Origin of the sequence: Enterobacter cloacae complex sp. IR53030, from assembly GCF_049238365.1 — a bacterium.
GTDB lineage: Bacteria > Pseudomonadota > Gammaproteobacteria > Enterobacterales > Enterobacteriaceae > Enterobacter > Enterobacter kobei.
This window is the reverse complement of the sequence record NZ_JBMKHA010000001.1, coordinates 109,728-132,259: the sequence shown is the minus strand read 5'-3', so window position 1 is coordinate 132,259 and position 22,532 is coordinate 109,728. Positions and strand designations below refer to the sequence as shown.

The following is a 22,532-nucleotide window of genomic DNA, read 5'->3' as shown; positions in this document are numbered from 1 at the left end:
CCTGTCTCCGCATTAGTAAGTACGAATCTTCGGCGGGAACGCCGGACGCAGTTTCGGTTCCATGTTGACGCTACGACGCGTCATGGATTCCGACTCTGGCAGATACAGGGAATGGCACAGCCAGTTTTCGTCATCACGATCCGGGAAGTCGAAGCGGCTATGCGCGCCACGGCTCTCGGTACGGAAGTTTGCCGACATCGCGGTCGCGAACGCAGTTTCCATCAGGTTATCCAGCTCCAGGCATTCAACGCGCTGGGTGTTGAACTCGCTGGAGGTGTCATCCAGACGGGCATTTTTCAGACGCTCGCGGATCGCTTTCAGCTGCTCAAGACCTTTGGCCATTGCGTCACCTTCGCGGAATACCGAGAAGTTATGCTGCATGCATTCCTGCAGTGCTTTACGGATTTCCACCGGATCTTCGCCGTTACGGTTGCCGTTCCAGCGGTTGAGGCGCTCAAGAGAGGCATCAATTTCGTCGTCGGTCGCGTCACGCAGCGCGCCCTGCTCGGCAATGGATTCCTGCAGATGCAGACCGACTGCACGGCCGAATACCACCAGGTCCAGCAGCGAGTTGCCGCCGAGACGGTTTGCGCCGTGAACGGATACGCAGGCAATTTCACCTACGGCGAACAGGCCAGGAATAACCACATCTTCGCCCTGCTCGTTCACGGTCAACGCCTGACCGGTCACTTTGGTCGGAATACCGCCCATCATGTAGTGGCAGGTTGGGATAACAGGAATTGGCTCTTTCACCGGGTCGACGTGTGCGAAGGTACGAGACAGCTCCAGAATGCCCGGCAGACGGGATTCCAGCACCTCTTTACCCAGATGGTCGAGTTTCAGCTTCGCGTGTGGACCCCATGGGCCATCACAGCCGCGGCCTTCACGGATTTCGATCATGATGGAACGCGCCACCACGTCACGACCCGCCAGGTCTTTCGCATTCGGGGCATAACGCTCCATGAAGCGTTCGCCGTGTTTGTTCAGCAGGTAGCCGCCTTCACCACGGCAGCCTTCTGTTACCAGAACGCCGGCACCGGCGATACCGGTTGGGTGGAACTGCCACATTTCCATATCCTGAACCGGCACGCCTGCGCGGATTGCCATGCCGACACCGTCACCGGTGTTGATGTGGGCGTTGGTGGTGGACTGGTAAATACGGCCTGCACCGCCGGTGGCCAGCACGGTTGCGCGGGCTTTGAAGTAAACGACTTCACCGGTTTCGATACATAGCGCGGTACAACCGACCACTGCGCCATCGGCATTTTTCACCAGATCCAGCGCATACCACTCGGAGAAGATGGTGGTGTGGTTTTTCAGGTTCTGCTGATACAGGGTGTGCAGCAGTGCGTGGCCGGTACGGTCAGCCGCCGCTGCGGTACGTGCCGCCTGCTCGCCGCCGAAGTTTTTCGACTGGCCGCCAAACGGACGCTGATAGATGGTGCCGTTTTCCAGACGGGAGAACGGCAGCCCCATGTGGTCCAGCTCCAGAATCGCTTCCGGGCCGGTCTTACACATATATTCGATGGCATCCTGGTCGCCGATGTAGTCGGAACCTTTTACCGTGTCGTACATGTGCCATTCCCAGTTATCTTCATGGGAGTTACCCAGCGCAACGGTAATACCGCCCTGCGCGGATACAGTGTGGGAACGGGTCGGGAACACTTTAGAGAGCAGCGCACAGGTCTGGCCGCTCTGGGAAATTTGCAGTGCGGCACGCATACCTGCGCCACCGGCACCAATCACAACAGCATCAAATTCTCTGACTGGCAGTTTCATTACACACCCCACACCACAACGAATCCATAAATAACGTAAACCACCAGTGCAACGACAATGGCCAGCTGCAGAGGAAGGCGAATCGCCAGCGGTTTAACGTAATCGGTCAACACCTGCCACATACCAATCCACGCATGAATAAGGATGGAGAACAGCGCCAGCAGGGTGAACACTTTGGTGAAGGCGGATCCGAAGAACCCACTCCAGATTTCCCACGTCAGCGTACCGCTGGTCGCGAAGAAACCAATCATATAGATGATGTAAAGGGTGAGAACGATAGCGGTAGCACGGACAAGAATGAAGTCATGTACGCCGTTGCGTCCTAATGCGGAGGCGTTGCTTACCATACGAGAACTCCTGCGAGAAGTGAAAGCACGACAGTAATCACAAATGAAATGTTAGCGGAGCGTTTCCCGGCTTCGAACGTCTCTTCCAGGTAGCCAAAGTCCATCAGCATATGACGAACACCCACGACGACGTGGTACGCCAGCGCGGTCAGAATGCCCCACATGATGAATTTCACGAAGAAGCTGTTCATGATGGCAGAGGCCTGGAGGAATCCTTCAGGGGAGGAGAGGCTGGTACCCAGTAACCACAGCAGAATGCCGACCGCCACAAACGTAATTACACCTGAAACACGGTGCAGAATGGACGCTATTGCTGTTACGGGGAACCGGATCGTTTTCAGATCCAGATTGACAGGTCTTTGTTTTTTCACATTTCTTATCATGAATAACGCCCACATGCTGTTCTTATTGTTTCCTTCCTCCGGACTGCGATGCGGGTCAAGCAGCGTTCCTTTTCTATAACTGCGCGTCATGCAAAACAATGCTTCCAGATGCTTCAACGACACATTACAACGCTGGGTGGCTCGGGATTGCAGGGTGTTCCGGAGACCTGGCGGCAGTATAGGCCGTTCACAAAATCATTACAATTAACCTACATACAGTTTGTCGGGTTTTCTCTGGAACAGTGATCAGGGTCACGATAACAACATCTTTTTAATTTTTAATCATCTGATTTGACAAATGTTAAACAATATTGTTACAAACGTCATCAGAAAAGGCATATAATGCGCAAAAGTTATGAGGTCTCTCTTTCACCTGACAAATAGTTATGTAACAGTGTGATGGTATTGACCGAAGTTATCAGGACAGTTATTAGTGATATACAGGTTTGAATAATTCGGACTGCAAAAACGCTGATTTGCTGTTGTTTCACTGATATTTCATTCGTTTACCTGCAAGGCGCCATAGCTCTGTACCCTGGTTTGTCCTCGTGAGCTGAGCGGTAAGCCAAATAACAATCTGGTAACGGTGATTAACAGCTGAAAGCAAATCCGGTAAAGCGCAGTCTTAAGCATAAGGCGCTAAGGAGACCGTAAATGGCTGATACAAAGGCAAAACTCACCCTCAACGGTGGTGATGCTATTGAACTGGATGTGCTAAAAGGCACGCTCGGTCAGGATGTTATTGATATCCGTACGCTGGGTTCCAAAGGAGTATTTACCTTTGACCCTGGATTTACCTCTACCGCATCTTGCGAATCCAAAATCACCTACATTGACGGTGACGAAGGTATCCTGCTCCATCGCGGCTTCCCCATCGATCAGTTAGCCACCGAATCCAACTATCTGGAAGTGTGCTACATCCTGCTGAACGGCGAAAAGCCAACGCAGGCGCAGTACGATGAATTCAAAACCACCGTCACCCGTCACACCATGATCCATGAGCAGATTACCCGTCTGTTCCATGCGTTCCGTCGTGACTCTCACCCGATGGCGGTGATGTGCGGGATTACCGGTGCGCTGGCGGCGTTCTACCACGACTCCCTTGACGTGAATAACCCGCGTCACCGTGATATCGCGGCGTTCCGTCTGCTGTCCAAAATGCCTACCATGGCGGCGATGTGTTACAAATACTCCATCGGCCAGCCGTTTGTGTATCCACGTAACGACCTCTCCTACGCCGGTAACTTCCTGCGCATGATGTTCTCCACGCCGTGCGAAGAGTACGAAGTGAACCCGGTGCTGGAACGCGCAATGGACCGTATCCTGATCCTGCACGCTGACCACGAACAGAACGCTTCCACCTCTACCGTCCGTACCGCGGGCTCTTCAGGCGCGAACCCGTTCGCCTGTATCGCTGCGGGCATCGCCTCCCTGTGGGGACCGGCGCACGGCGGCGCGAACGAAGCGGCACTGAAGATGCTGGAAGAGATCAGCACCGTTGAGCACATTCCTGAATTCGTGCGTCGTGCGAAAGACAAGAATGATTCCTTCCGCCTGATGGGCTTCGGTCACCGTGTTTACAAAAACTATGACCCACGCGCCACCGTGATGCGTGAAACCTGCCACGAAGTGCTGAAAGAACTGGGTACCAAAGATGATCTGCTGGAAGTGGCGATGGAGCTGGAACACATCGCGCTGAACGACCCGTACTTCATCGAGAAGAAACTCTACCCGAACGTCGACTTCTACTCCGGTATCATTCTGAAAGCGATGGGTATTCCGTCTTCCATGTTCACCGTAATCTTCGCCATGGCCCGTACCGTAGGCTGGATTGCGCACTGGAACGAAATGCACAGCGAAGGCATGAAAATCGCCCGTCCTCGTCAGCTGTATACCGGCTACGAGCAGCGTGATTTTAAGTCTGATATTAAGCGCTAACAGACGTTGGGTGCGGCATGATGCCCTCACCCCAGCCCTCTCCCACAGGGAGAGGGTGAAAACCTTAAAAACGGTAACCCTTGGGTTACCGTTTTACTTTTATTTCTGGCAGTGCGGGCACCAGTAAAAAGGTCTCGAAGAGAGCATAATCCTGTCGATAATCCCGCCACATCGCTCGCACTTTTTCCCCGCCCGATGAAACACCTTAAACCGGAACAGCGCCCCGTGATGCCTGTTCTCATCTACCACGCCGCGCGTCGTGTAGGATAAACGCGGTATGTCCAGCAGCGCATGGGACAGCGCTTCCAGCTGTTCATCGCTGAGCTGCGAGGCTTTATGCTGCGGCGCCAGCCCGGCTTCCCAAAGGATTTCCACCCGCAGGTAGTTGCCGAGCCCGGCCAGAAAGGCCTGGTCGAGAAACAGACCGGAAAACTGCCGATTGCGAAATTTGGGTGACAGCAAACGGGCTTTCACATCGCCCGCCGTCAGGCGCATATCCAGCACATCCGGCCCGACGCGCAGCAAGAACGGATGAACGAGCAACTGCTCAGGCGTTAACATTTCGATATCCGACGCGCTGTAAAGCAGGATGGCTTTATCAGCCGTTTGCAGCCTGACCCGCAGCACACGGGTGGTTTGCGGCTGTTCATCCGCGTTAACCACGCGCCAGACGCCGTAAAGCTGGTTATGGCTATATAACGTCAGGTTATGGGAAAAGTGCGTGAGTAAGGCTTTCCCGCGCGTTTCAATATGGGTCACCGTCTGCCCCAGCAGCTGTGATTCAAACGGTTTGAGTTGCGGAAAGGCAAACCAGACATCCGTCAGCGGTTTGCCCTTTATCGCCGCTTCCAGGCTATCCGCCGCGCGGCGGATCTCCGGACCTTCTGGCATGTTATTGTCCTTAAATGATTATTCTGCGCTGACAAGAATACCCTCATCAGAGAACGCTGCCCGCAGGCGTCGCGCAAACTGGAGCGCATGCTCGCCGTCGCCATGTAAGCATACCGTATCGGCCTGAACGTTTGCCGATGTACCATCCACAGCGGTGACACGCCCGGCGCGCACCATCTCCAGCGTCTGCGCCAGCGCTTTACCTTCGTCGGTAATGAGCGCCCCGGCCTGCGTTCGCGGCACCAGGCTGCCATCAGACTGATATCCCCGGTCGGCAAACACTTCCTGGCGGGTGGTTAACCCCAGGCGCTGCCCGGCGCGGATCAGCTCGCTGCCCGCCAGGCCCACCAGAATCAGCTGAGCGTCACAATCCCGCACCGCGCGGGCAATGGCGTCCGCCAGAGCAGGATCTTTCGCCGCCTGATTGTAAAGCATGCCGTGCGGCTTCACGTGGCGCAGTACGCCCTTCTCAGCGCGCACTATCGCCTCCAGCGCGCCAATCTGGTAAAGCATCTGAGCGTAGACCGTCTCCGGCGGCAGGTCCATCGCCGTACGGCCAAAGTTCTCCCGGTCGGGAAAGCTCGGGTGAGCGCCTATCGCCACGCCGTTTTTAATGGCATTGCGCACGCTCTCCAGCATGGTTTGCGCATCACCCGCGTGAAAGCCGCAGGCGATGTTGACCGAAGATACCAGCGTCATCAGCTCTGCGTCGGCGCGGCTCCCCTCCCCCAGATCGGCATTTAAATCAATCTTTACCATCAAGCCTCCACGCCAGCTGTTCGAGATAACGCTGCTGATCCTGCCGCGCTTTCAGCGCCTCCTCCAGCGAACATTGCACGAAATGGATCGGCTGACCGAGGGGAATTTGCGCCAGATGGTAGCGATCCGCGTCAATAATGCAGGCAATGCGCGGATAGCCGCCCGTCGTCTGCGCATCGTTCATCAGCACAATGGGTTGACCATTGCCCGGAACCTGAATGACGCCAGGCAATAAGCCGTGGGAGAGCAACTCCCGGTCGGTTGTGCGGGTCAGCGGCTGCCCCTGCAGGCGGTAGCCCATGCGGTTACTCTGCGGGCTAATCTTCCACGGCGAACGCCAGAAAGACTCTTTAGAAGCGTCATCGAACTCCTGATATTCCGGCCCCGGTAAGGCGCGGATCACGTTCCCCCACAGCAACTGTTTTACGCCCTGCGTCGTCGAGAAATCGCGTGTTGACGGCTTAATCGCCAGACGATCGCCATCGCGTAGCGAACGTCCCTCATGCCCCCCTATGCCCGCTTTCTGATCGGTACTGGCTGACCCCAGCACCTCCGGCACGTCAATGCCCCCCGCTACCGCAAGGTAACTGCGCACGCCGTGCAAAGGCCGTTTCAGCGTCAGACGTTGCCCGGCTTTCGCCCGCAAACGCCAGCCGGTCCACACCGCTTTGCCGTCCAGCGTGGCGTCACAACCTGCGCCGGTCAACGCAAACCAGGTTTCCTGACCGAACTCAATCACGCACTGACCCAGCGTAATTTCTAACGCCGCCGTGCTGCCTGCGTTACCCACCAGCAGGTTGGCAATCTCCAGCGAAGGACGATCAAGCGCACCGCAGTAGCTCACGCCAGACTGGCGCAGGCCAAAGCGGCCGGCATCCTGTACCGAGGTATAAAGCCCTGCGCGAAGTAACGTTAACATACCCCCTCCTTCTGCGGGATAAAGCGAAGGGTATCGCCAGGACGAAGGAGAATGGGTGCCTCCTGCCCCGGTTCAAATAATGGCATGGCGGTGTGCCCAATAAGCTGCCAGCCGCCCGGCGAGGTGAGCGGATAAATTCCGGTTTGTTCGCCGCCAATCGCCACCGTTCCCGCGGGAACGCTCAGGCGTGGCTCGGCCCGGCGCGGCGTATGCAGCTGAGGGGATAATCCGCCAAGATACGGGAAGCCGGGTTGAAACCCCAGAAACCAGACCACGTAATCCACCGAACTGTGCAGCTCAACAACCTGCTTCTCCGTTAATCCGCAGTGATCCGCCACCACGCCAAGATCCGGCCCACCCGTGCCGCCATAGACGACCGGGATTTCAATCATTCTCGATTCCGGCTCCAGCGCTTCGCTCTCTTCCCACCAGCGCTGAAGACGTTCAATAGCATCCAGCGCCTTTGTCTGCGGGTTGCGCAGCACGACGGTAATGTTATTCATGCCAGGAATGGTTTCTACCACTTCCGGGATGTCAACCAGGCGCTGTGTCAGCCGCCAGATACGCTTTTGCGTGGCAAGCGTGACCGGCGGTTCAAGTTCCAGTACAACTGCGCTTTCACCCAGAAGATAACAACGCGCTCTCTGCACTCGGGCACCTCTCATCAGGCGGGATTAGGGATATCAATAAAGGTCACATCCAGATCGGTATTTTCCGTCAGCCATTCGCTGAGGGCGCGGATACCGCCACGCTCGGTAGCATGGTGGCCTGCCGCGTAAAAATGCAGCCCCTGTTCACGGGCTGAGTGAACCGTCTGCTCAGAGACTTCACCGGTAATAAACGCATCAACACCAAAACGCGCGGCGCTGTCGATAAAGCCCTGACCGCCGCCGGTACACCAGGCAACGCGCTTAACGGTATCCGGCCCCGTATCGCCACACCACAGCGGACGACGCCCGAGACGTGCTTCGATCCACGAGGCCAGCTCCAGACCCGGAACCGGCATCGACAGCTCTCCCCACGGGACCAGTGGCTCGATTTCGCCCATCACAGTGATCCCCAACAGCTGCGCCAGCTGGACGTTATTCCCCAGTTCCGGGTGTGCATCCAGCGGCAGGTGGTAGCCGTACAGGTTGATGTCATTGGCCAACAGCGTTTTCAGGCGGTTGCGCTTCATACCGTGAATAATCGGTGATTCGTTTTTCCAGAAATAACCGTGGTGAACAATGATCGCATCGGCCTCCTGACGCACCGCTTCATCCAGCAATGCCTGGCTTGCCGTCACGCCGGTGATGATTTTTTGCACTGTCTCACGGCCTTCCACCTGCAGCCCATTCGGGCCGTAATCGCTGAAGGCGGCGGTATTGAGTTTTTCGTTAATCAGGCTTTCCAGTTCGCTGTTTTTCATCATCACTCTCTTAAGCTTTACGGGCGGCTTCATAGGCCGCCAGCGTGGCGACGCGCGCCTGTTTATGGTCAACAATCGGGCGGGGATAATCGAGCTTTACGCCCTGTTTATCCGCCCATGCCCACGGGTCGTGGATCGCTTTCGCAGGAACATGCCTGAGCGCGGGCAACCAGCGACGAATAAAGTCGCCGTTAGCATCAAATTTTTGTCCCTGAGTGGTCGGATTGAAAATCCGGAAATAGGGAGCCGCATCGGTACCGGTAGAGGCCGCCCACTGCCATCCGCCATTATTCGCTGCCAGATCGCCATCGATCAGCTGAGAAATAAAATAACGCTCCCCGACACGCCAGTCGATAAGCAGATCTTTCACCAGGAAGCTGGCGGTAATCATTCGCAGACGGTTGTGCATCCACCCGGTTTCATTCAACTGGCGCATCGCGGCATCAACAATCGGATAGCCCGTCTCCCCCTTTTTCCAGGCCAGTAAACGCGCCTCGTCGTGCTGCCATTTTACGTTATCGGTCCAGGGAATGAACGGGCGATGCTTGCAGAGATCGGGATGATAAGTCATCAGATGGCGATAGAACTCACGCCAGATCAGTTCGTTCAGCCACACCGACCCCGTCCCGCCGTCCAGCGCCTGCGGCTGCTCGGCCAGGAGACGATGCAGACACTGGCGAGGAGAGAGCACGCCCAATGCCAGGCAGGCCGATAATCGGCTTGTCCCTTCAACCGCCGGGAAATCCCTGCGCGCGTCGTACTCTCCCGCGCCCTGCTTGCAAAACTGGCGCAGCTTCGCAATCGCTGATTTCTCACTGGCAGGGAACAGAAGATCGTCGAACGACTGTTGGGGATAGTTAAACGTTAATTCAGGCAGATCGGTTATGGCATCACCCCGAACAGCGGGCGCGGCCACGCACTCAGGCAGCGCCTCTTTCAGGCGTTTAACAAACGCATTTTTAAACGGCGTAAACACTTTGTACATTTCGTGACTGCCGGTCATGACGCTGCCCGGCGCCAGCATGACGCTGTCATCAAATACTTCACAAACTACCCCGTCCAGCATGTTTTCCAGCTGGCGATCCCGCCGCTGTTCGTTCAGCTCGTACTGATAGTTATAAAAAAGGTGTGTGACGCCGTTTTGCTGACAGATCGCCTGCAGCATCTGAAGCTGCGCGGCAAAATCACTGACCTCTTTGTAGATCAGCGGAATACCTTTTTCAGCAAGCGCGTGTTGCAGAACGTTCAGATGTGATTTGAGGTAAGCCGCCTGGCGCGGTGCCATATCATGCTGCTGCCACTGTTCGGGCGTAGCGATGAACAGTGCCAGCACGCTGGCATCCTCAGAACGACAGGCTGCCGCGAGAGCGATGTTGTCATGTACGCGCAGATCTGCGCGAAACCAAACCAGATGGGTGGGCATAAAACTCCAGGCAAATATCCATTATGTCCGTAAGGGCACGCCACCAAAGGAAAAAGTGGCGAGCTTTTACTGTACTTTGCCATGAAGTGTAGACGGGATGAAATAAAAAAGACCGCCGGGGGGTGGTAATGCCAGTCAGTTAAGTAACTGACTGGCATTACCCATTGCTATAGGCGGTTTCTATATTGCTATGTGTAGTCTTTCTTTTTTAGTAGAAGTCGCAGGTCGCTTTCTCGGCCTGATCCATCCACACCGGCTTCTCGCTGGTTTTCGCCCAGACGCGGTGCAGATAGCTGTAAAAACGAGCGCGATCTTTCCAGAACAGCATCACCGGCAGGGCCAGCACGCCAGCCACTACGGCGAAAGTACGACGCATGAACACAATATGAGCTGGATACGCTTTATACAGATCCATATTTTCTCCCCTATAGTTGGCCGGAAACGTCATCCGGAAAATTCAAAATCTGTGACCTGGATAAAATAATATCGCTTTGCGTGTAATTTTACTACTCATCCGACCACTTATTTTCATTCATTTAGTGAATATTTACTCTCGCGCCGTAATTTAGTTACAAAAAAGTTAACAATTTACTTACCAATAGTTAAATTGTGGGCTTTGCCATTTTTATACTTTTTTTACACCCTCTCTCCTCATTTTTGCGAAATCTTTGCGCCATAAATCCTACCGTTAACCCAACAACAAAAGTCACCCGGAGGTGGATTGTGAGTGCAGGTCTTATTGCCGGCATCGTGCTGGTGTTCCTGTTATTGGGTTATCTGGTTTATGCCCTGATTAATGCGGAGGCATTCTGATGGCTGCTCAGGCGTTTTTGCTTATTGCCAGCTTCTTACTGGCGTTGTTCGTTCTGGCAAGGCCACTGGGAATGGGGCTGGCAAGGCTTATCAACAACGTCCCCCTGCCTGGTACGGGAAGCGTTGAAAAAGGGATCTGGCGTGTACTGGGAATAGACGATCGCGAGATGAGCTGGCGTGAATATCTGTTTGCCATTCTGCTGCTGAATATTGTTGGGCTGATTGCACTTTTTACCCTGCTGATGCTGCAGGGGAGTCTGCCGCTGAATCCGCAACAATTACCGGGTCTGTCCTGGCATCTTGCGCTGAATACGGCAGTCAGCTTTGTCACCAACACCAACTGGCAGTCCTATGCGGGTGAAACCACGCTCAGCTATTTCAGCCAGATGGTTGGGTTAACCGTTCAGAACTTCCTCTCAGCCGCCAGCGGTATCGCTGTGATCTTCGCGCTGACGCGCGCGTTTGCTCGTCAGAAAATCAGTACCCTGGGTAACGCGTGGGTGGATCTGACGCGCATCACGCTGTGGATATTGCTGCCAATTGCGCTGCTGATCGCGCTGTTCTTTATTCAGCAAGGTAGCCTGCAAAACCTGCTGCCATATACCCCTTATACCTCGCTGGAAGGGGCAAAACAGCTCCTGCCGATGGGGCCCGTGGCGTCGCAGGAAGCCATAAAGATGCTCGGCACCAACGGCGGCGGCTTCTTCAACGCCAACTCATCGCATCCGTTTGAAAACCCGACTGCCCTGACCAATTTTGTGCAGATGCTGGCGATTTTCCTGATCCCCACCGCACTCTGCTTTGCCTTTGGTGATGTCGTCAACGATCGCCGTCAGGGGCGCACCCTGCTCTGGACCATGTCGTTAATCTTCGTGGTCTGCGTTGCGCTGGTGATGTGGGCTGAATGGAACGGCAATAGCCATTTCATGCAGCTTGGGGCTAACAGCAATATCAATATGGAAGGTAAAGAGAGCCGCTTTGGCATTCTCGCCAGCAGCCTCTATGCGGTGGTCACCACGGCGGCCTCGTGCGGGGCGGTGAATGCCATGCATGACTCCTTCACCGCACTGGGCGGAATGATCCCAATGTGGCTGATGCAGATTGGCGAGGTGGTATTTGGCGGCGTGGGTTCAGGTCTTTACGGCATGCTGTTGTTCGTGATACTGGCGGTGTTTATTGCCGGTCTGATGATTGGTCGTACCCCGGAATACCTCGGTAAAAAAATCGACGTTCGCGAGATGAAATTAACCGCGCTGGCGATTCTGGTAACCCCTGCCCTCGTACTGCTCGGCTCCGCACTAGCGCTGATGACCGAGGCCGGACGCAGCGGCATCTTTAACCCGGGTATTCACGGCTTTAGCGAAGTGCTGTATGCCGTCTCCTCTGCCGCCAACAACAACGGCAGTGCCTTTGCAGGCTTAAGTGCCAACTCACCGTTCTGGAACTGTCTGCTGGCGTTCTGCATGTTCGTGGGTCGTTTCGGGATCATTGTGCCGGTCATGGCGATTGCCGGATCGCTGGTGAATAAAAAAATTCAACCGACCACCACCGGAACATTACCGACCCACGGCGCGCTGTTTATCGGCCTGCTCACAGGCACCGTGTTACTGGTTGGTGCCCTGACCTTTATCCCCGCCCTCGCGTTAGGCCCGGTCGCGGAATACCTCTCTTTACGCTGATTTTGCGGAGAATTTGTCATGAGTCGTAAACAACTGGCCCTGTTCGAACCGTCATTAGTTCGTCAGGCGCTCATGGATGCGGTGAAAAAACTGAGCCCGCGCGTGCAGTGGCACAACCCGGTGATGTTTATTGTCTGGGCGGGAAGCGTCCTGACCACCGCACTGGCGATTGCCATGGGAACGGGCCACATGCCGGGAAATGCGATGTTTACCGGCGCCATTAGCCTGTGGCTGTGGTTTACCGTGCTGTTTGCCAACTTTGCGGAAGCGCTGGCGGAAGGCCGGAGTAAAGCCCAGGCCAACAGCCTGAAAGGGGTAAAAAAGACCGCCTTCGCACGCAAGTTACGTGAACCAAAATACGGTGCGCAGATGGACCACGTTCCGGCGGATGAACTGCGTAAAGGCGATGTGGTGCTGGTCGAAGCTGGCGATATTATCCCGTGCGACGGGGAAGTGATTGAAGGTGGCGCGTCGGTGGACGAAAGCGCCATCACCGGGGAATCCGCCCCGGTTATCCGTGAATCCGGCGGCGATTTCGCCTCCGTAACGGGGGGGACGCGCATACTCTCCGACTGGCTGGTGATCCAGTGTAGCGTTAACCCAGGTGAAACCTTCCTTGACCGGATGATCGCCATGGTGGAAGGCGCCCAGCGTCGTAAAACCCCCAACGAGATTGCCCTGACCATCCTGCTGGTCGCGTTGACCCTCGTCTTCCTGCTGGCAACCGCGACCCTGTGGCCGTTCTCCGCCTATGGCGGTACGGCGGTCACCATCACGGTGCTGGTGGCGCTGCTGGTCTGTCTGATCCCCACCACTATCGGCGGCCTGCTGTCGGCCATCGGCGTCGCCGGTATGAGCCGTATGCTCGGTGCCAACGTCATCGCCACCAGCGGACGTGCCGTTGAAGCGGCGGGCGATGTAGACGTTCTGCTGCTTGATAAAACCGGGACCATCACCCTCGGTAACCGTCAGGCATCAGACTTCTTACCCGCACCTGGCGTGGATGAAAAAACGCTGGCAGATGCCGCACAGCTCTCATCGCTTGCCGACGAAACTCCGGAAGGTCGCAGCATTATGATTCTTGCCAAACAGCGCTTTAACCTGCGCCAGCGCGACGTTCAGAGCCTGCATGCCACTTTCGTGCCCTTCACGGCACAGACCCGGATGAGCGGCATTAATATTCAGGACCGGATGATCCGTAAAGGCTCGGTTGACGCCATCCGTCGCCACATTGAGGCTAATAACGGTCACTTCCCATCCGAAGTGGATAGCCTGGTGGAAAGCGTGGCCCGTCAGGGGGCAACGCCGCTGGTGGTGGCTGAAGGCGCAAATGTGCTGGGGGTGATTGCCCTGAAGGATATCGTCAAAGGCGGCATCAAAGAACGCTTTGCCCAGCTGCGTAAAATGGGGATCAAAACGGTGATGATCACCGGGGATAACCGTCTGACCGCCGCGGCGATTGCTGCCGAAGCGGGCGTGGATGATTTTCTTTCCGAAGCCACACCGGAAGCCAAACTGGCCTTGATTCGTCAGTATCAGGCGGAAGGGCGTCTGGTCGCGATGACCGGTGACGGGACCAACGATGCCCCTGCCCTGGCGCAGGCCGACGTGGCGGTGGCAATGAACTCCGGTACCCAGGCGGCAAAAGAGGCGGGCAACATGGTCGATCTCGACTCTAACCCGACCAAGCTGATTGAAGTCGTGCACATTGGTAAGCAGATGCTGATGACGCGCGGCTCGCTGACCACGTTCAGCATCGCTAACGATGTGGCGAAATATTTCGCCATCATTCCGGCCGCGTTTGCTGCGACCTATCCGCAATTAAACGCCCTGAACGTAATGCACCTGCACTCCCCGGCATCGGCCATTCTGAGCGCGGTAATCTTTAACGCCCTGATTATTGTCTTCCTGATCCCGCTGGCGCTGAAAGGCGTGAGCTACAAGCCGCTCACGGCGGCCGCCATGCTGCGCCGCAACCTGTGGATTTACGGCCTGGGTGGGCTGGTGGTGCCCTTCATCGGTATCAAGGCTATCGATCTGCTGTTGACCCTGTTCGGGCTGGTTTAAAAGGTGAATCAAATGACGATGTTACGCCCCGCTATACTTCTGTTTATTCTGCTGTCGCTGATTACCGGCGGGCTCTACCCGCTGGTCACCACCGCCCTGGGCCAGTGGTGGTTTAAGGATCAGGCTAACGGCTCGCTGATTATGCAAAACGGTGAAAACCGCGGTTCGCGCCTGATTGGCCAGAGCTTTACGGACGCTCGCTACTTCCAGGGACGCCCTTCCGCCACTGCCGAAAGCCCGTATAATCCGATGGCATCCGGCGGCAGTAACCTGGCGGGCAGCAACCCGGCGCTGGACAAAGCCGTCGCCGAGCGCGTGGCCGCCCTGCGCGCCGCCAATCCACAGGCCAGCCGCGAGGTTCCCGTGGAGCTGGTCACCGCCTCAGCCAGCGGGCTGGACTATAGCCTGACGCCGGCAGCGGTGGCGTGGCAGATCCCGCGCGTTGCCGCCGCCCGTCAATTGAGTATTGAACAGGTGAGCAAGCTGGTGGCAGAACACACACAAAAGCCGCTGGTCAGCTATATCGGCATGCCGGTAGTGAATATTGTTGAGCTGAATCTGGCGCTGGACGCGCTAAGGAAAAACTAAATGACCGACGAGCCCATGCGCCCGGATCCGGACAGGCTGCTTGAACAGACGGCTGAAGCCCATCGCGGCAAACTGAAAATTTTCTTTGGCGCCTGCGCGGGTGTCGGGAAAACCTTCGCCATGCTGACGGAAGCCCAGCGGCTTCGGGCGCAGGGGCTCGATATACTCATCGGCGTGATTGAAACCCACGGACGTAAAGAGACGGCATCGCTGCTGAAGGGGCTTGCCACCCAGCCGCCCCGCCGCATCAGCCATCGGGGTCGTTTAGTCACTGAGTTTGATATTGATGCCGCCCTCGCCCGCCGTCCGGCGCTTATCCTGATGGACGAACTGGCGCACAGCAATGCGCCAGGCTCGCGTCACCCCAAGCGCTGGCAGGATGTGGAAGAATTACTTGAAGCTGGCATTGATGTTTTCACGACGGTTAACGTGCAGCATCTGGAAAGCCTGAACGATGTGGTCAGCGGCGTGACCGGCATTCAGGTGCGCGAGACGGTGCCCGACCCTTTCTTCGATTCCGCTGACGAAGTGGTGCTGGTCGACCTGCCGCCGGATGATTTGCGCCAGCGCCTGCACGAAGGCAAAGTCTATATTGCCGGACAGGCCGAGCGTGCCATCGAACATTTCTTCCGCAAAGGCAACCTGATTGCCCTGCGCGAACTGGCTCTGCGCCGTACTGCCGATCGCGTTGACGATCAGATGCGTGCCTGGCGCGATTTGCAGGGCCAGGAACGCGTCTGGCATACGCGGGATGCCATCCTGCTGTGCGTGGGGCACGGCAGCGGTAACGAAAAACTTGTCCGCACCGCCGCGCGTCTGGCCGCCAAATTTGGCAGCGTCTGGCATGCGGTGTATGTCGAAACGCCGCAGCTTCATGCCCTGCCCGAAAACCAGCGCCGCGCGATTCTGAGTTCGCTGCGCCTGGCGCAGGAGCTGGGTGCCGAAACCGCCACCCTTTCCGATCCTCAGGAAGATAAAGCCATTCTGCGCTACGCCCGGGAGCATAACCTGGGGAAAATCGTCATTGGCCGTCGCCAGCATCGTCGCTGGTTTAGCCGTGAATCCTTTGCCGACAAACTGGCCCGCCGCGCGCCGGATCTGGACCTGGTGATCGTGGCGCTGGATGATAAACCCACGCCCCTTCCCAGCCGCGCCCCGGACAGCCGTACTTTCAGTGATAAATGGCGCATTCAGCTTCGCGGCTGCCTGGTGGCCGTCGTGCTCTGCGCCCTGATCACGATCATTGCCAGCAAATGGCTGATTGCCTTCGACGCGGCCAACCTGGTGATGATCTACCTCCTTGGCGTGGTAGTGGTGGCGCTCTTTTACGGACGCTGGCCGTCGGTGCTGGCAACGGTGATTAACGTCATCAGCTTTGATCTGTTCTTTATTGCCCCTCGCGGGACGCTCGCCGTATCGGACGTACAGTACATCCTGACCTTTGCCGTGATGCTCACCGTCGGGCTGGTGATCGGCAATCTGACGGCGGGCGTGCGCTACCAGGCGCGCATCGCCCGCTACCGCGAACAGCGCACGCGGCATCTGTATGAAATGTCGAAATCGCTGGCGGTGGGTCGGACCCCGCTGGATATTGTGCAGACCAGCGAGCAGTTTATTCGCTCGACGTTTCATGCCAGCAACCTGATTTTACTCCCGGACGAACACGGTAAGCTGCGCCCGCTAACCTCGGCCTCCGGCATGACGCCCTGGGACGAAGCCATCGCGCGCTGGAGCTTTGATAAAGGGTTACCTGCGGGCGCAGGGACCGACACCCTGCCCGGCGTGCCCTATCAAATTCTGCCGCTACGCAGCGCCGATAAAAATCAGGGGCTGGTGATTGTTGAGCCCTCAAACCTGCGTCAGCTGATGATCCCCGAGCAGCAGCGGCTGCTGGAGACTTTTACGCTGCTGGTTGCCAGCGCGCTGGAACGGCTGGCGCTTACCGCCAGTGAAGAACAGGCCCGACTGGCCAGCGAGCGTGAAAGCATTCGTAACTCGCTGCTGGCGGCGCTGTCGCACGACCTGCGGACACCGCTGACCGTTCTGTTTGGTCAGTCAGAAATCCTGACACTGGACCTGGCCGCGGAAGGGTCTAAACACGCCCTTCAGGCCAGCGAAATCCGCCAGCACGTGCTGAATACCACCCGTCTGGTGAATAACCTGCTCGATATGGCGCGCATTCAGTCGGGCGGATTTAACCTCAAAAAAGAGTGGCTCACGCTGGAAGAAGTGGTAGGCAGCGCGCTGAAAATGCTGGAGCCCGGCCTCGGTGGGCGGCATATCGCGCTGAACATGCCTGAACCCCTAACCTTAATTCACGTCGATGGCCCCTTGTTTGAACGGGTGCTGATCAATCTGCTGGAAAATGCCGGTAAATATGCCGGCTCAAGTGCCCGGATTGGCGTGGATGCGATGGTAGAGGATGGCACGCTTCACCTTGACGTCTGGGATACCGGACCGGGCATTCCTGCCGGGCAGGAGCTGGCTATTTTCGAAAAATTCGCGCGCGGGAACAAAGAGTCGGCCATTCCGGGCGTTGGGCTCGGGCTGGCGATTTGTCAGGCGATCGTTGACGTCCATGGCGGAACCATTTCCGCAGAGAATCGTCCGGAAGGCGGCGCGCGTTTTTGTGTTACACTTCCTCTGGAAACCCCGCCAGAACTGAATGAATTACCCGAGGATTTGTGATTAACGTTCTGATTGTCGAAGATGAGATCGCCATTAGCCGTTTTCTGCGCGCTGCGCTGGAAGGAGACGGTCTGCGCGTTCACGATGCGGGTACGCTTCAACGGGGTTTAATTGAAGCCGCCACCCGCAAGCCGGACCTGGTGATCCTCGATCTTGGGCTGCCGGATGGCGACGGCATCGATTTTATTCGTGAGGTTCGTCAGTGGAGCCAGATGCCGATTCTCGTGCTCTCTGCCCGTACTGAAGAGACGGATAAAATCGCCGCGCTGGATGCCGGCGCCGATGACTATCTGATTAAACCCTTTGGCATTGGCGAATTGCAGGCTCGCCTGCGCGTGGCGCTGCGTCGTCATAGCGCCACCACGCCTGCCGACCCAACCTACACGTTTGGTGATATTCGGGTTGACCTCGCCGCACGGCGCATTGTGCGCGGTGAAGAGGAAATCCATCTTACCCCCATCGAATTCCGCCTGCTCGCCGTGCTGCTTAATAACCACGGCAAGGTTCTCACCCAGCGCCAGCTGTTGAGTCAGGTGTGGGGACCCAACGCGGTGGAACATAGTCACTATTTGCGCATATATATGGGTCACCTTCGTCAGAAACTGGAAGTCGACCCCGCTCGCCCTCGCCATTTATTAACTGAAACCGGTATCGGTTATCGGTTTATGCTTTGAATAACTATTCATATTATTTTCTAAATAATCAAAAACCCTCCCGATCAATATTAAAAAAATAATCAATACATTATTCCATGGATTATTTTTGCTCGTTTAAAACATTAACAAAACCAATCATTAACACTTCAACAACAAATCAGCATTTTGATCTGCGTTATTCATCAAAAACGACTAATTATTTCTGAAATGATCGGTTAAGGGTGATCTGATTCACAGTTAATCCCTTTTTCCTGGATAAAATGACCATGCTTTCAATTACTGAAAGGAAAATGAAACATGGAAAACAACAATCGCTTAATGCCCCATATAAGGCGGACAACACATATCATGATGTTTGCCCACCGAAACTGCTTTGACTTTCACCTCTTTAATGCCCGGTAGTCCTGCGACTTCTGGCGCACTCACTTACAGGTTATCCTGAAATACCTTATTTTACAGGCCATTGCCTGTGAAGTCGTGCGCTCATTCCACTTAATTCAGACTCATCTGCAACCGGGCGGACTGAATTTCAATCATCAAAAAGCAATTTACTGATTTTAATCAGCGGCCACACTTTGCTTTTTTTCCGGAAAATTATCGATTTCTTTCTGACAAGAAATCGAAGGACGCTTATTACCTAAAATAAAGAGAGAAAGATGAAAAGTTTAAAAATCGCGGCCAGCCGTGCATGTCCGGACTGCTTTACCACCCAGCGTGAGCTTGTGGATGTCCGCGCTTCAGATTATATCGACGTCGCGGCCATTGTTCTGGCCGTTAGCGATATTTCCAGCGGCATACTGGAAGAAATAGAAGCCACCGGATTTGGCATTCCCGTCTTTGTCGCAACGCATAAAGAAGAGATCATTCCGGCAGATTATTTATCGCGCATTCACGGCGTATTTGAGCATTCAGACACCAGCAACGATTTTTATGGCCGCCAGCTGGAAGCGGCGGCCCAGAAGTACGAAACCCAGCTGCGACCGCCGTTTTTCCGTGCCCTCGTAGACTACGTGAAACAGGGTAACAGCGCATTTGACTGCCCGGGGCATCAGGGGGGGCAATTCTTCCGCCGTCATCCTGCGGGCAATCAGTTTGTCGATTTCTTTGGTGAAACGCTTTTCCGTTCCGACCTGTGTAACGCCGACGTGGCGATGGGCGATCTGCTGATCCACGAAGGCGCCCCGTGCATTGCGCAGCAACATGCCGCAAAGGTCTTTAATGCCGATAAGACCTACTTTGTGCTGAATGGGACCTCCTCATCCAACAAAGTGGTCCTTAACGCCCTGCTCACCCCTGGCGACCTGGTGCTGTTTGACCGTAATAACCACAAATCGAACCATCACGGCGCCCTTCTTCAGGCTGGCGCGACACCGGTCTATCTGGAAACCGCGCGCAACCCGTACGGCTTTATTGGTGGCATTGACGCGCACTGCTTTGAGGAAAGCTACCTGCGCGAGTTGGTAGCCGAGGTGGCGCCAGGTCGTGCACGCGATGCACGCCCGTTCCGTCTGGCGGTGATCCAGCTGGGTACCTACGATGGCACCATCTATAACGCCCGTCAGGTGGTGGATAAGATTGGGCATCTGTGTGATTACATCCTGTTCGACTCGGCCTGGGTAGGTTACGAGCAGTTTATCCCGATGATGGCAGATTGCTCGCCGCTGCTGCTGGAGCTGAACGAAAACGACCCGGGAATTCTGGTCACCCAGTCGGTACATAAACAGCAGGCAGGCTTCTCGCAAACCTCACAGATCCACAAAAAGGACAGCCATATCAAAGGCCAGCAGCGCTATGTACCCCACAAGCGGCTGAATAATGCTTTTATGATGCACGCCTCCACCAGCCCGTTCTACCCTCTGTTTGCTGCGCTGGATATTAACGCCCGTATGCATGAAGGTCAGAGCGGTCGCAATATGTGGATGGACTGCGTGGTTAACGGTATCGAAGCGCGCAAACTGATCCTGGAGAACTGCCAGTACCTTCGTCCGTTTGTGCCGGAGACGGTGGATGGCCGTCCGTGGGAAAGCTTCGACACAGCGGAAATTGCCACCGATCTGCGCTTCTTCCACTTCGTACCGGGTGAAAACTGGCACGCTTTTGAGGGCTATGCCGAGCACCAGTACTTTATCGACCCGTGCAAGCTCCTGCTGACCACGCCAGGTATTAACGCCCGCACCGGCGAGTATGAGGATTTCGGCGTGCCCGCCACCATCCTCGCCAACTTCCTGCGTGAAAACGGCATCGTGCCGGAGAAATGCGATCTCAACTCAATCCTGTTCCTGCTCACCCCTGCGGAAGATATGGGCAAACTGCAGCAGCTGGTGGCGCAGCTGGTGCGCTTCGAAAAACTGCTCGAGAGCGATGTTCCGCTGAAAGAGGTCCTGCCTTCTCTCTACAAACAACATCCGGAACGTTACGCGGATTACACGCTGCGCCAGATTTGCCAAGAGATGCACGATCTCTATGCCCGCCATAACGTGAAGCAACTGCAAAAAGAGATGTTCCGCAAGTCTCACTTCCCGCGCGTGATGATGAACCCGCAGGAGGCAAACTATGCGTATCTGCGTGGTGAAGTCGAACTGGTCTCCCTGCGCGACGCGGAAGGCCGCATTGCCGCTGAAGGCGCCCTGCCTTATCCGCCTGGGGTGCTGTGCGTTGTCCCGGGCGAAGTCTGGGGCGGCTCCGTGCTGCGCTACTTTGCCGCGCTGGAAGACGGTATCAACCTGCTACCAGGCTTCGCGCCTGAGCTGCAGGGCGTATACGTTGAAGAGTGTGAGGGTCGCAAACAGGTTCGCTGTAACGTCATCAAACAACCCGCTGCTCAGCCCGCGCTGCTGAAAGGAGAGACATTATGAGTAAATCCAATAAGATGGGCGTGGTGCAGCTGACCATCCTCACCATGGTCAACATGATGGGGTCCGGGATCATCATGCTGCCCACCAAGCTTGCCGAAGTGGGCACCATTTCGATTATCTCCTGGCTGGTGACGGCGGTGGGGTCAATGGCGCTGGCGTGGGCATTCGCCAAATGCGGGATGTTCAGCCGCAAGTCCGGCGGGATGGGTGGCTATGCGGAATACGCTTTTGGTAAGTCCGGCAACTTTATGGCCAACTACACCTATGGTGTATCGCTGCTGATCGCCAACGTGGCGATTGCCATTTCCGCCGTGGGTTACGGGACGGAACTGTTTGGCGCCACGCTCACCCCGGTACAAATTGGGCTGGCGACCATCGGGGTGCTGTGGATCTGCACCGTGGCGAACTTCGGCGGCGCGCGTATCACCGGACAACTGAGCAGCATCACCGTCTGGGGCGTGATTATCCCGGTCGTCGGTTTATGCATCATCGGCTGGTTCTGGTTTAGTCCTACGCTCTACGCCAACTCCTGGAACCCGCATCATGTGCCGTTCTTTACCGCCGTGGGCTCTTCTATCGCCATGACGCTGTGGGCTTTCCTCGGACTGGAATCGGCCTGCGCGAATGCGGAAGTGGTTGAGAACCCGGAAAAGAACGTGCCAATTGCGGTACTTGGCGGAACGCTGGGGGCGGCGGTGATCTATATCGTCTCAACCAACGTGATTGCCGGGATTGTGCCGAATATGGATCTGGCTAACTCCACGGCACCGTTCGGGCTGGCTTTCGCCCAGATGTTCACCCCGGAAGTCGGGAAGGTGATTATGGGTCTGATGGTAATGTCCTGCTGCGGTTCGCTTCTCGGCTGGCAGTTCACCATCGCGCAGGTGTTTAAATCCTCGGCTGACGAAGGTTATTTCCCCAAAATCTTCTCCCGCGTCACCAAAGCGGACGCACCGGTGCAGGGCATGCTGGCCATCGTGATTTTCCAGAGTGGATTGTCGCTGATGACCATTAGCCCGTCGCTGAACAGCCAGTTCAACGTGCTGGTCAACCTGGCGGTGGTGACGAACATCATTCCGTACATTCTGTCGATGGCCGCGCTGGTGATTATTCAGAAGGTCGCGAAGGTGGATCCGCGTAAAGCACGAGCAGCGAATATCGTGGCGCTCATTGGGGCGATTTACAGCTTCTATGCGCTCTACTCTTCCGGTCAGGAAGCGATGCTCTATGGGGCAATGGTGACCTTTATGGGCTGGACGCTGTACGGTCTGGTGTCACCACGGTTTGAATTGAAGAATAAGCATAGTTAGGTAAAAACAAAACGGCAGCCCGAGGGTTG

General features: G+C 56.0%; 20 protein-coding genes. 10 read left to right on the top strand and 10 right to left on the bottom strand.

What is annotated here, in order from left to right; translation table 11 throughout:
- Window positions 1-12 precede the first annotated feature (12 nt).
- Genes sdhA through sdhC form a run of 3 tightly spaced genes read right to left on the bottom strand, consistent with a single transcriptional unit; the run spans window position 13 to window position 2,524 of the window.
- Window positions 13-1,779: a succinate dehydrogenase flavoprotein subunit gene (gene sdhA / locus ACOTXR_RS00665; RefSeq protein ID WP_014883036.1), complete on the bottom strand. Its 1,767-nt coding sequence runs from the start codon at window positions 1,777-1,779 to the stop codon at window positions 13-15.
- Entirely contained in the window at window positions 1,779-2,126 is a 348-nt protein-coding gene (gene sdhD / locus ACOTXR_RS00660) for a succinate dehydrogenase membrane anchor subunit (RefSeq protein WP_008501088.1), read from the bottom strand. The genes sdhA and sdhD overlap by 1 nt, the downstream gene beginning before the upstream one ends.
- On the bottom strand, window positions 2,120-2,524 hold the full coding sequence (gene sdhC, locus ACOTXR_RS00655; protein ID WP_020684965.1) for a succinate dehydrogenase cytochrome b556 subunit: 405 nt from the start codon (window positions 2,522-2,524) through the stop codon (window positions 2,120-2,122). The genes sdhD and sdhC overlap by 7 nt, the downstream gene beginning before the upstream one ends.
- Window positions 2,525-3,163: 639 nt before the next feature.
- Between sdhC and ACOTXR_RS00650 the strand changes: the two genes are divergently transcribed.
- Window positions 3,164-4,447, top strand: coding sequence for a citrate synthase (locus ACOTXR_RS00650; protein WP_014883035.1), 1,284 nt, complete (start codon window positions 3,164-3,166; stop codon window positions 4,445-4,447).
- A 99-nt stretch (window positions 4,448-4,546) separates the two neighbouring features.
- Here ACOTXR_RS00650 and nei read toward each other — a convergent pair whose 3' ends face one another.
- The 7 genes from nei to ACOTXR_RS00615 form a co-directional block, all read right to left on the bottom strand.
- Entirely contained in the window at window positions 4,547-5,338 is a 792-nt protein-coding gene (gene nei / locus ACOTXR_RS00645) for an endonuclease VIII (protein WP_014883034.1), read from the bottom strand.
- Window positions 5,339-5,356: 18 nt separating this feature from the next.
- A complete protein-coding gene (gene pxpA, locus ACOTXR_RS00640; RefSeq protein ID WP_058689815.1) occupies window positions 5,357-6,097 on the bottom strand; it encodes a 5-oxoprolinase subunit PxpA in 741 nt (246 codons plus the stop codon).
- Entirely contained in the window at window positions 6,084-7,016 is a 933-nt protein-coding gene (gene pxpC / locus ACOTXR_RS00635; protein ID WP_023336927.1) for a 5-oxoprolinase subunit PxpC, read from the bottom strand. Before pxpC ends, pxpA begins: the two co-directional genes overlap by 14 nt.
- On the bottom strand, window positions 7,010-7,666 hold the full coding sequence (gene pxpB / locus ACOTXR_RS00630; RefSeq protein WP_023336926.1) for a 5-oxoprolinase subunit PxpB: 657 nt from the start codon (window positions 7,664-7,666) through the stop codon (window positions 7,010-7,012). The genes pxpC and pxpB overlap by 7 nt, the downstream gene beginning before the upstream one ends.
- A 14-nt stretch (window positions 7,667-7,680) precedes the next feature.
- Window positions 7,681-8,424: a type 2 GTP cyclohydrolase I gene (locus ACOTXR_RS00625; RefSeq protein ID WP_058689814.1), complete on the bottom strand. Its 744-nt coding sequence runs from the start codon at window positions 8,422-8,424 to the stop codon at window positions 7,681-7,683.
- Between the two features lie 10 nt (window positions 8,425-8,434).
- Window positions 8,435-9,847: a deoxyribodipyrimidine photo-lyase gene (gene phrB, locus ACOTXR_RS00620; protein ID WP_058689813.1), complete on the bottom strand. Its 1,413-nt coding sequence runs from the start codon at window positions 9,845-9,847 to the stop codon at window positions 8,435-8,437.
- 208 nt (window positions 9,848-10,055) lie between these two features.
- On the bottom strand, window positions 10,056-10,262 hold the full coding sequence (locus tag ACOTXR_RS00615) for a YbfA family protein (protein ID WP_014883027.1): 207 nt from the start codon (window positions 10,260-10,262) through the stop codon (window positions 10,056-10,058).
- A gap of 308 nt (window positions 10,263-10,570) precedes the next feature.
- Here ACOTXR_RS00615 and kdpF point away from each other — a divergent pair, with 308 nt between their 5' ends.
- The 9 genes from kdpF (at window position 10,571) to potE (ending at window position 22,503) form a co-directional block, all read left to right on the top strand.
- Window positions 10,571-10,660 (top strand): K(+)-transporting ATPase subunit F, encoded by a 90-nt coding sequence (kdpF, locus tag ACOTXR_RS00610; protein ID WP_014069365.1) that lies wholly within the window; start codon window positions 10,571-10,573, stop codon window positions 10,658-10,660.
- A complete protein-coding gene (kdpA, locus tag ACOTXR_RS00605) occupies window positions 10,660-12,339 on the top strand; it encodes a potassium-transporting ATPase subunit KdpA (RefSeq protein ID WP_222834802.1) in 1,680 nt (559 codons plus the stop codon). Before kdpF ends, kdpA begins: the two co-directional genes overlap by 1 nt.
- Before the next feature lie 18 nt (window positions 12,340-12,357).
- Window positions 12,358-14,406, top strand: coding sequence for a potassium-transporting ATPase subunit KdpB (gene kdpB / locus ACOTXR_RS00600; RefSeq protein WP_058689812.1), 2,049 nt, complete (start codon window positions 12,358-12,360; stop codon window positions 14,404-14,406).
- Between the two features lie 12 nt (window positions 14,407-14,418).
- Window positions 14,419-14,994, top strand: coding sequence for a potassium-transporting ATPase subunit KdpC (gene kdpC / locus ACOTXR_RS00595; RefSeq protein ID WP_045281604.1), 576 nt, complete (start codon window positions 14,419-14,421; stop codon window positions 14,992-14,994).
- Window positions 14,995-17,682 (top strand): two-component system sensor histidine kinase KdpD, encoded by a 2,688-nt coding sequence (gene kdpD, locus ACOTXR_RS00590; RefSeq protein ID WP_058689811.1) that lies wholly within the window; start codon window positions 14,995-14,997, stop codon window positions 17,680-17,682.
- The gene (gene kdpE / locus ACOTXR_RS00585) at window positions 17,679-18,356 is read left to right on the top strand and encodes a two-component system response regulator KdpE (RefSeq protein WP_008501074.1); all 678 of its coding nucleotides are present in this window, start codon (window positions 17,679-17,681) and stop codon (window positions 18,354-18,356) included. The genes kdpD and kdpE overlap by 4 nt, the downstream gene beginning before the upstream one ends.
- Before the next feature lie 279 nt (window positions 18,357-18,635).
- The gene (gene speFL / locus ACOTXR_RS00580) at window positions 18,636-18,740 is read left to right on the top strand and encodes a leader peptide SpeFL (protein ID WP_003858645.1); all 105 of its coding nucleotides are present in this window, start codon (window positions 18,636-18,638) and stop codon (window positions 18,738-18,740) included.
- A gap of 254 nt (window positions 18,741-18,994) precedes the next feature.
- The gene (gene speF / locus ACOTXR_RS00575) at window positions 18,995-21,193 is read left to right on the top strand and encodes an ornithine decarboxylase SpeF (protein ID WP_014883022.1); all 2,199 of its coding nucleotides are present in this window, start codon (window positions 18,995-18,997) and stop codon (window positions 21,191-21,193) included.
- On the top strand, window positions 21,190-22,503 hold the full coding sequence (potE, locus tag ACOTXR_RS00570) for a putrescine-ornithine antiporter (RefSeq protein WP_022647448.1): 1,314 nt from the start codon (window positions 21,190-21,192) through the stop codon (window positions 22,501-22,503). Before speF ends, potE begins: the two co-directional genes overlap by 4 nt.
- Window positions 22,504-22,532 lie beyond the last annotated feature (29 nt).

Bases quoted from the DNA above. Each gene is read 5' to 3' on its own strand.
- sdhA (WP_014883036.1), bottom strand. From the start codon at position 1,779: ATGAAACTGCCAGTCAGAGAATTTGATGCTGTTGTGATTGGTGCCGGT.
- sdhD (WP_008501088.1), bottom strand. From the start codon at position 2,126: ATGGTAAGCAACGCCTCCGCATTAGGACGCAACGGCGTACATGACTTC.
- sdhC (WP_020684965.1), bottom strand. From the start codon at position 2,524: ATGTGGGCGTTATTCATGATAAGAAATGTGAAAAAACAAAGACCTGTC.
- ACOTXR_RS00650 (WP_014883035.1), top strand. From the start codon at position 3,164: ATGGCTGATACAAAGGCAAAACTCACCCTCAACGGTGGTGATGCTATT.
- nei (WP_014883034.1), bottom strand. From the start codon at position 5,338: ATGCCAGAAGGTCCGGAGATCCGCCGCGCGGCGGATAGCCTGGAAGCG.
- pxpA (WP_058689815.1), bottom strand. From the start codon at position 6,097: ATGGTAAAGATTGATTTAAATGCCGATCTGGGGGAGGGGAGCCGCGCC.
- pxpC (WP_023336927.1), bottom strand. From the start codon at position 7,016: ATGTTAACGTTACTTCGCGCAGGGCTTTATACCTCGGTACAGGATGCC.
- ACOTXR_RS00625 (WP_058689814.1), bottom strand. From the start codon at position 8,424: ATGAAAAACAGCGAACTGGAAAGCCTGATTAACGAAAAACTCAATACC.
- phrB (WP_058689813.1), bottom strand. From the start codon at position 9,847: ATGCCCACCCATCTGGTTTGGTTTCGCGCAGATCTGCGCGTACATGAC.
- ACOTXR_RS00615 (WP_014883027.1), bottom strand. From the start codon at position 10,262: ATGGATCTGTATAAAGCGTATCCAGCTCATATTGTGTTCATGCGTCGT.
- kdpA (WP_222834802.1), top strand. From the start codon at position 10,660: ATGGCTGCTCAGGCGTTTTTGCTTATTGCCAGCTTCTTACTGGCGTTG.
- kdpB (WP_058689812.1), top strand. From the start codon at position 12,358: ATGAGTCGTAAACAACTGGCCCTGTTCGAACCGTCATTAGTTCGTCAG.
- kdpC (WP_045281604.1), top strand. From the start codon at position 14,419: ATGACGATGTTACGCCCCGCTATACTTCTGTTTATTCTGCTGTCGCTG.
- kdpD (WP_058689811.1), top strand. From the start codon at position 14,995: ATGACCGACGAGCCCATGCGCCCGGATCCGGACAGGCTGCTTGAACAG.
- speFL (WP_003858645.1), top strand. From the start codon at position 18,636: ATGGAAAACAACAATCGCTTAATGCCCCATATAAGGCGGACAACACAT.
- speF (WP_014883022.1), top strand. From the start codon at position 18,995: ATGAAAAGTTTAAAAATCGCGGCCAGCCGTGCATGTCCGGACTGCTTT.
- potE (WP_022647448.1), top strand. From the start codon at position 21,190: ATGAGTAAATCCAATAAGATGGGCGTGGTGCAGCTGACCATCCTCACC.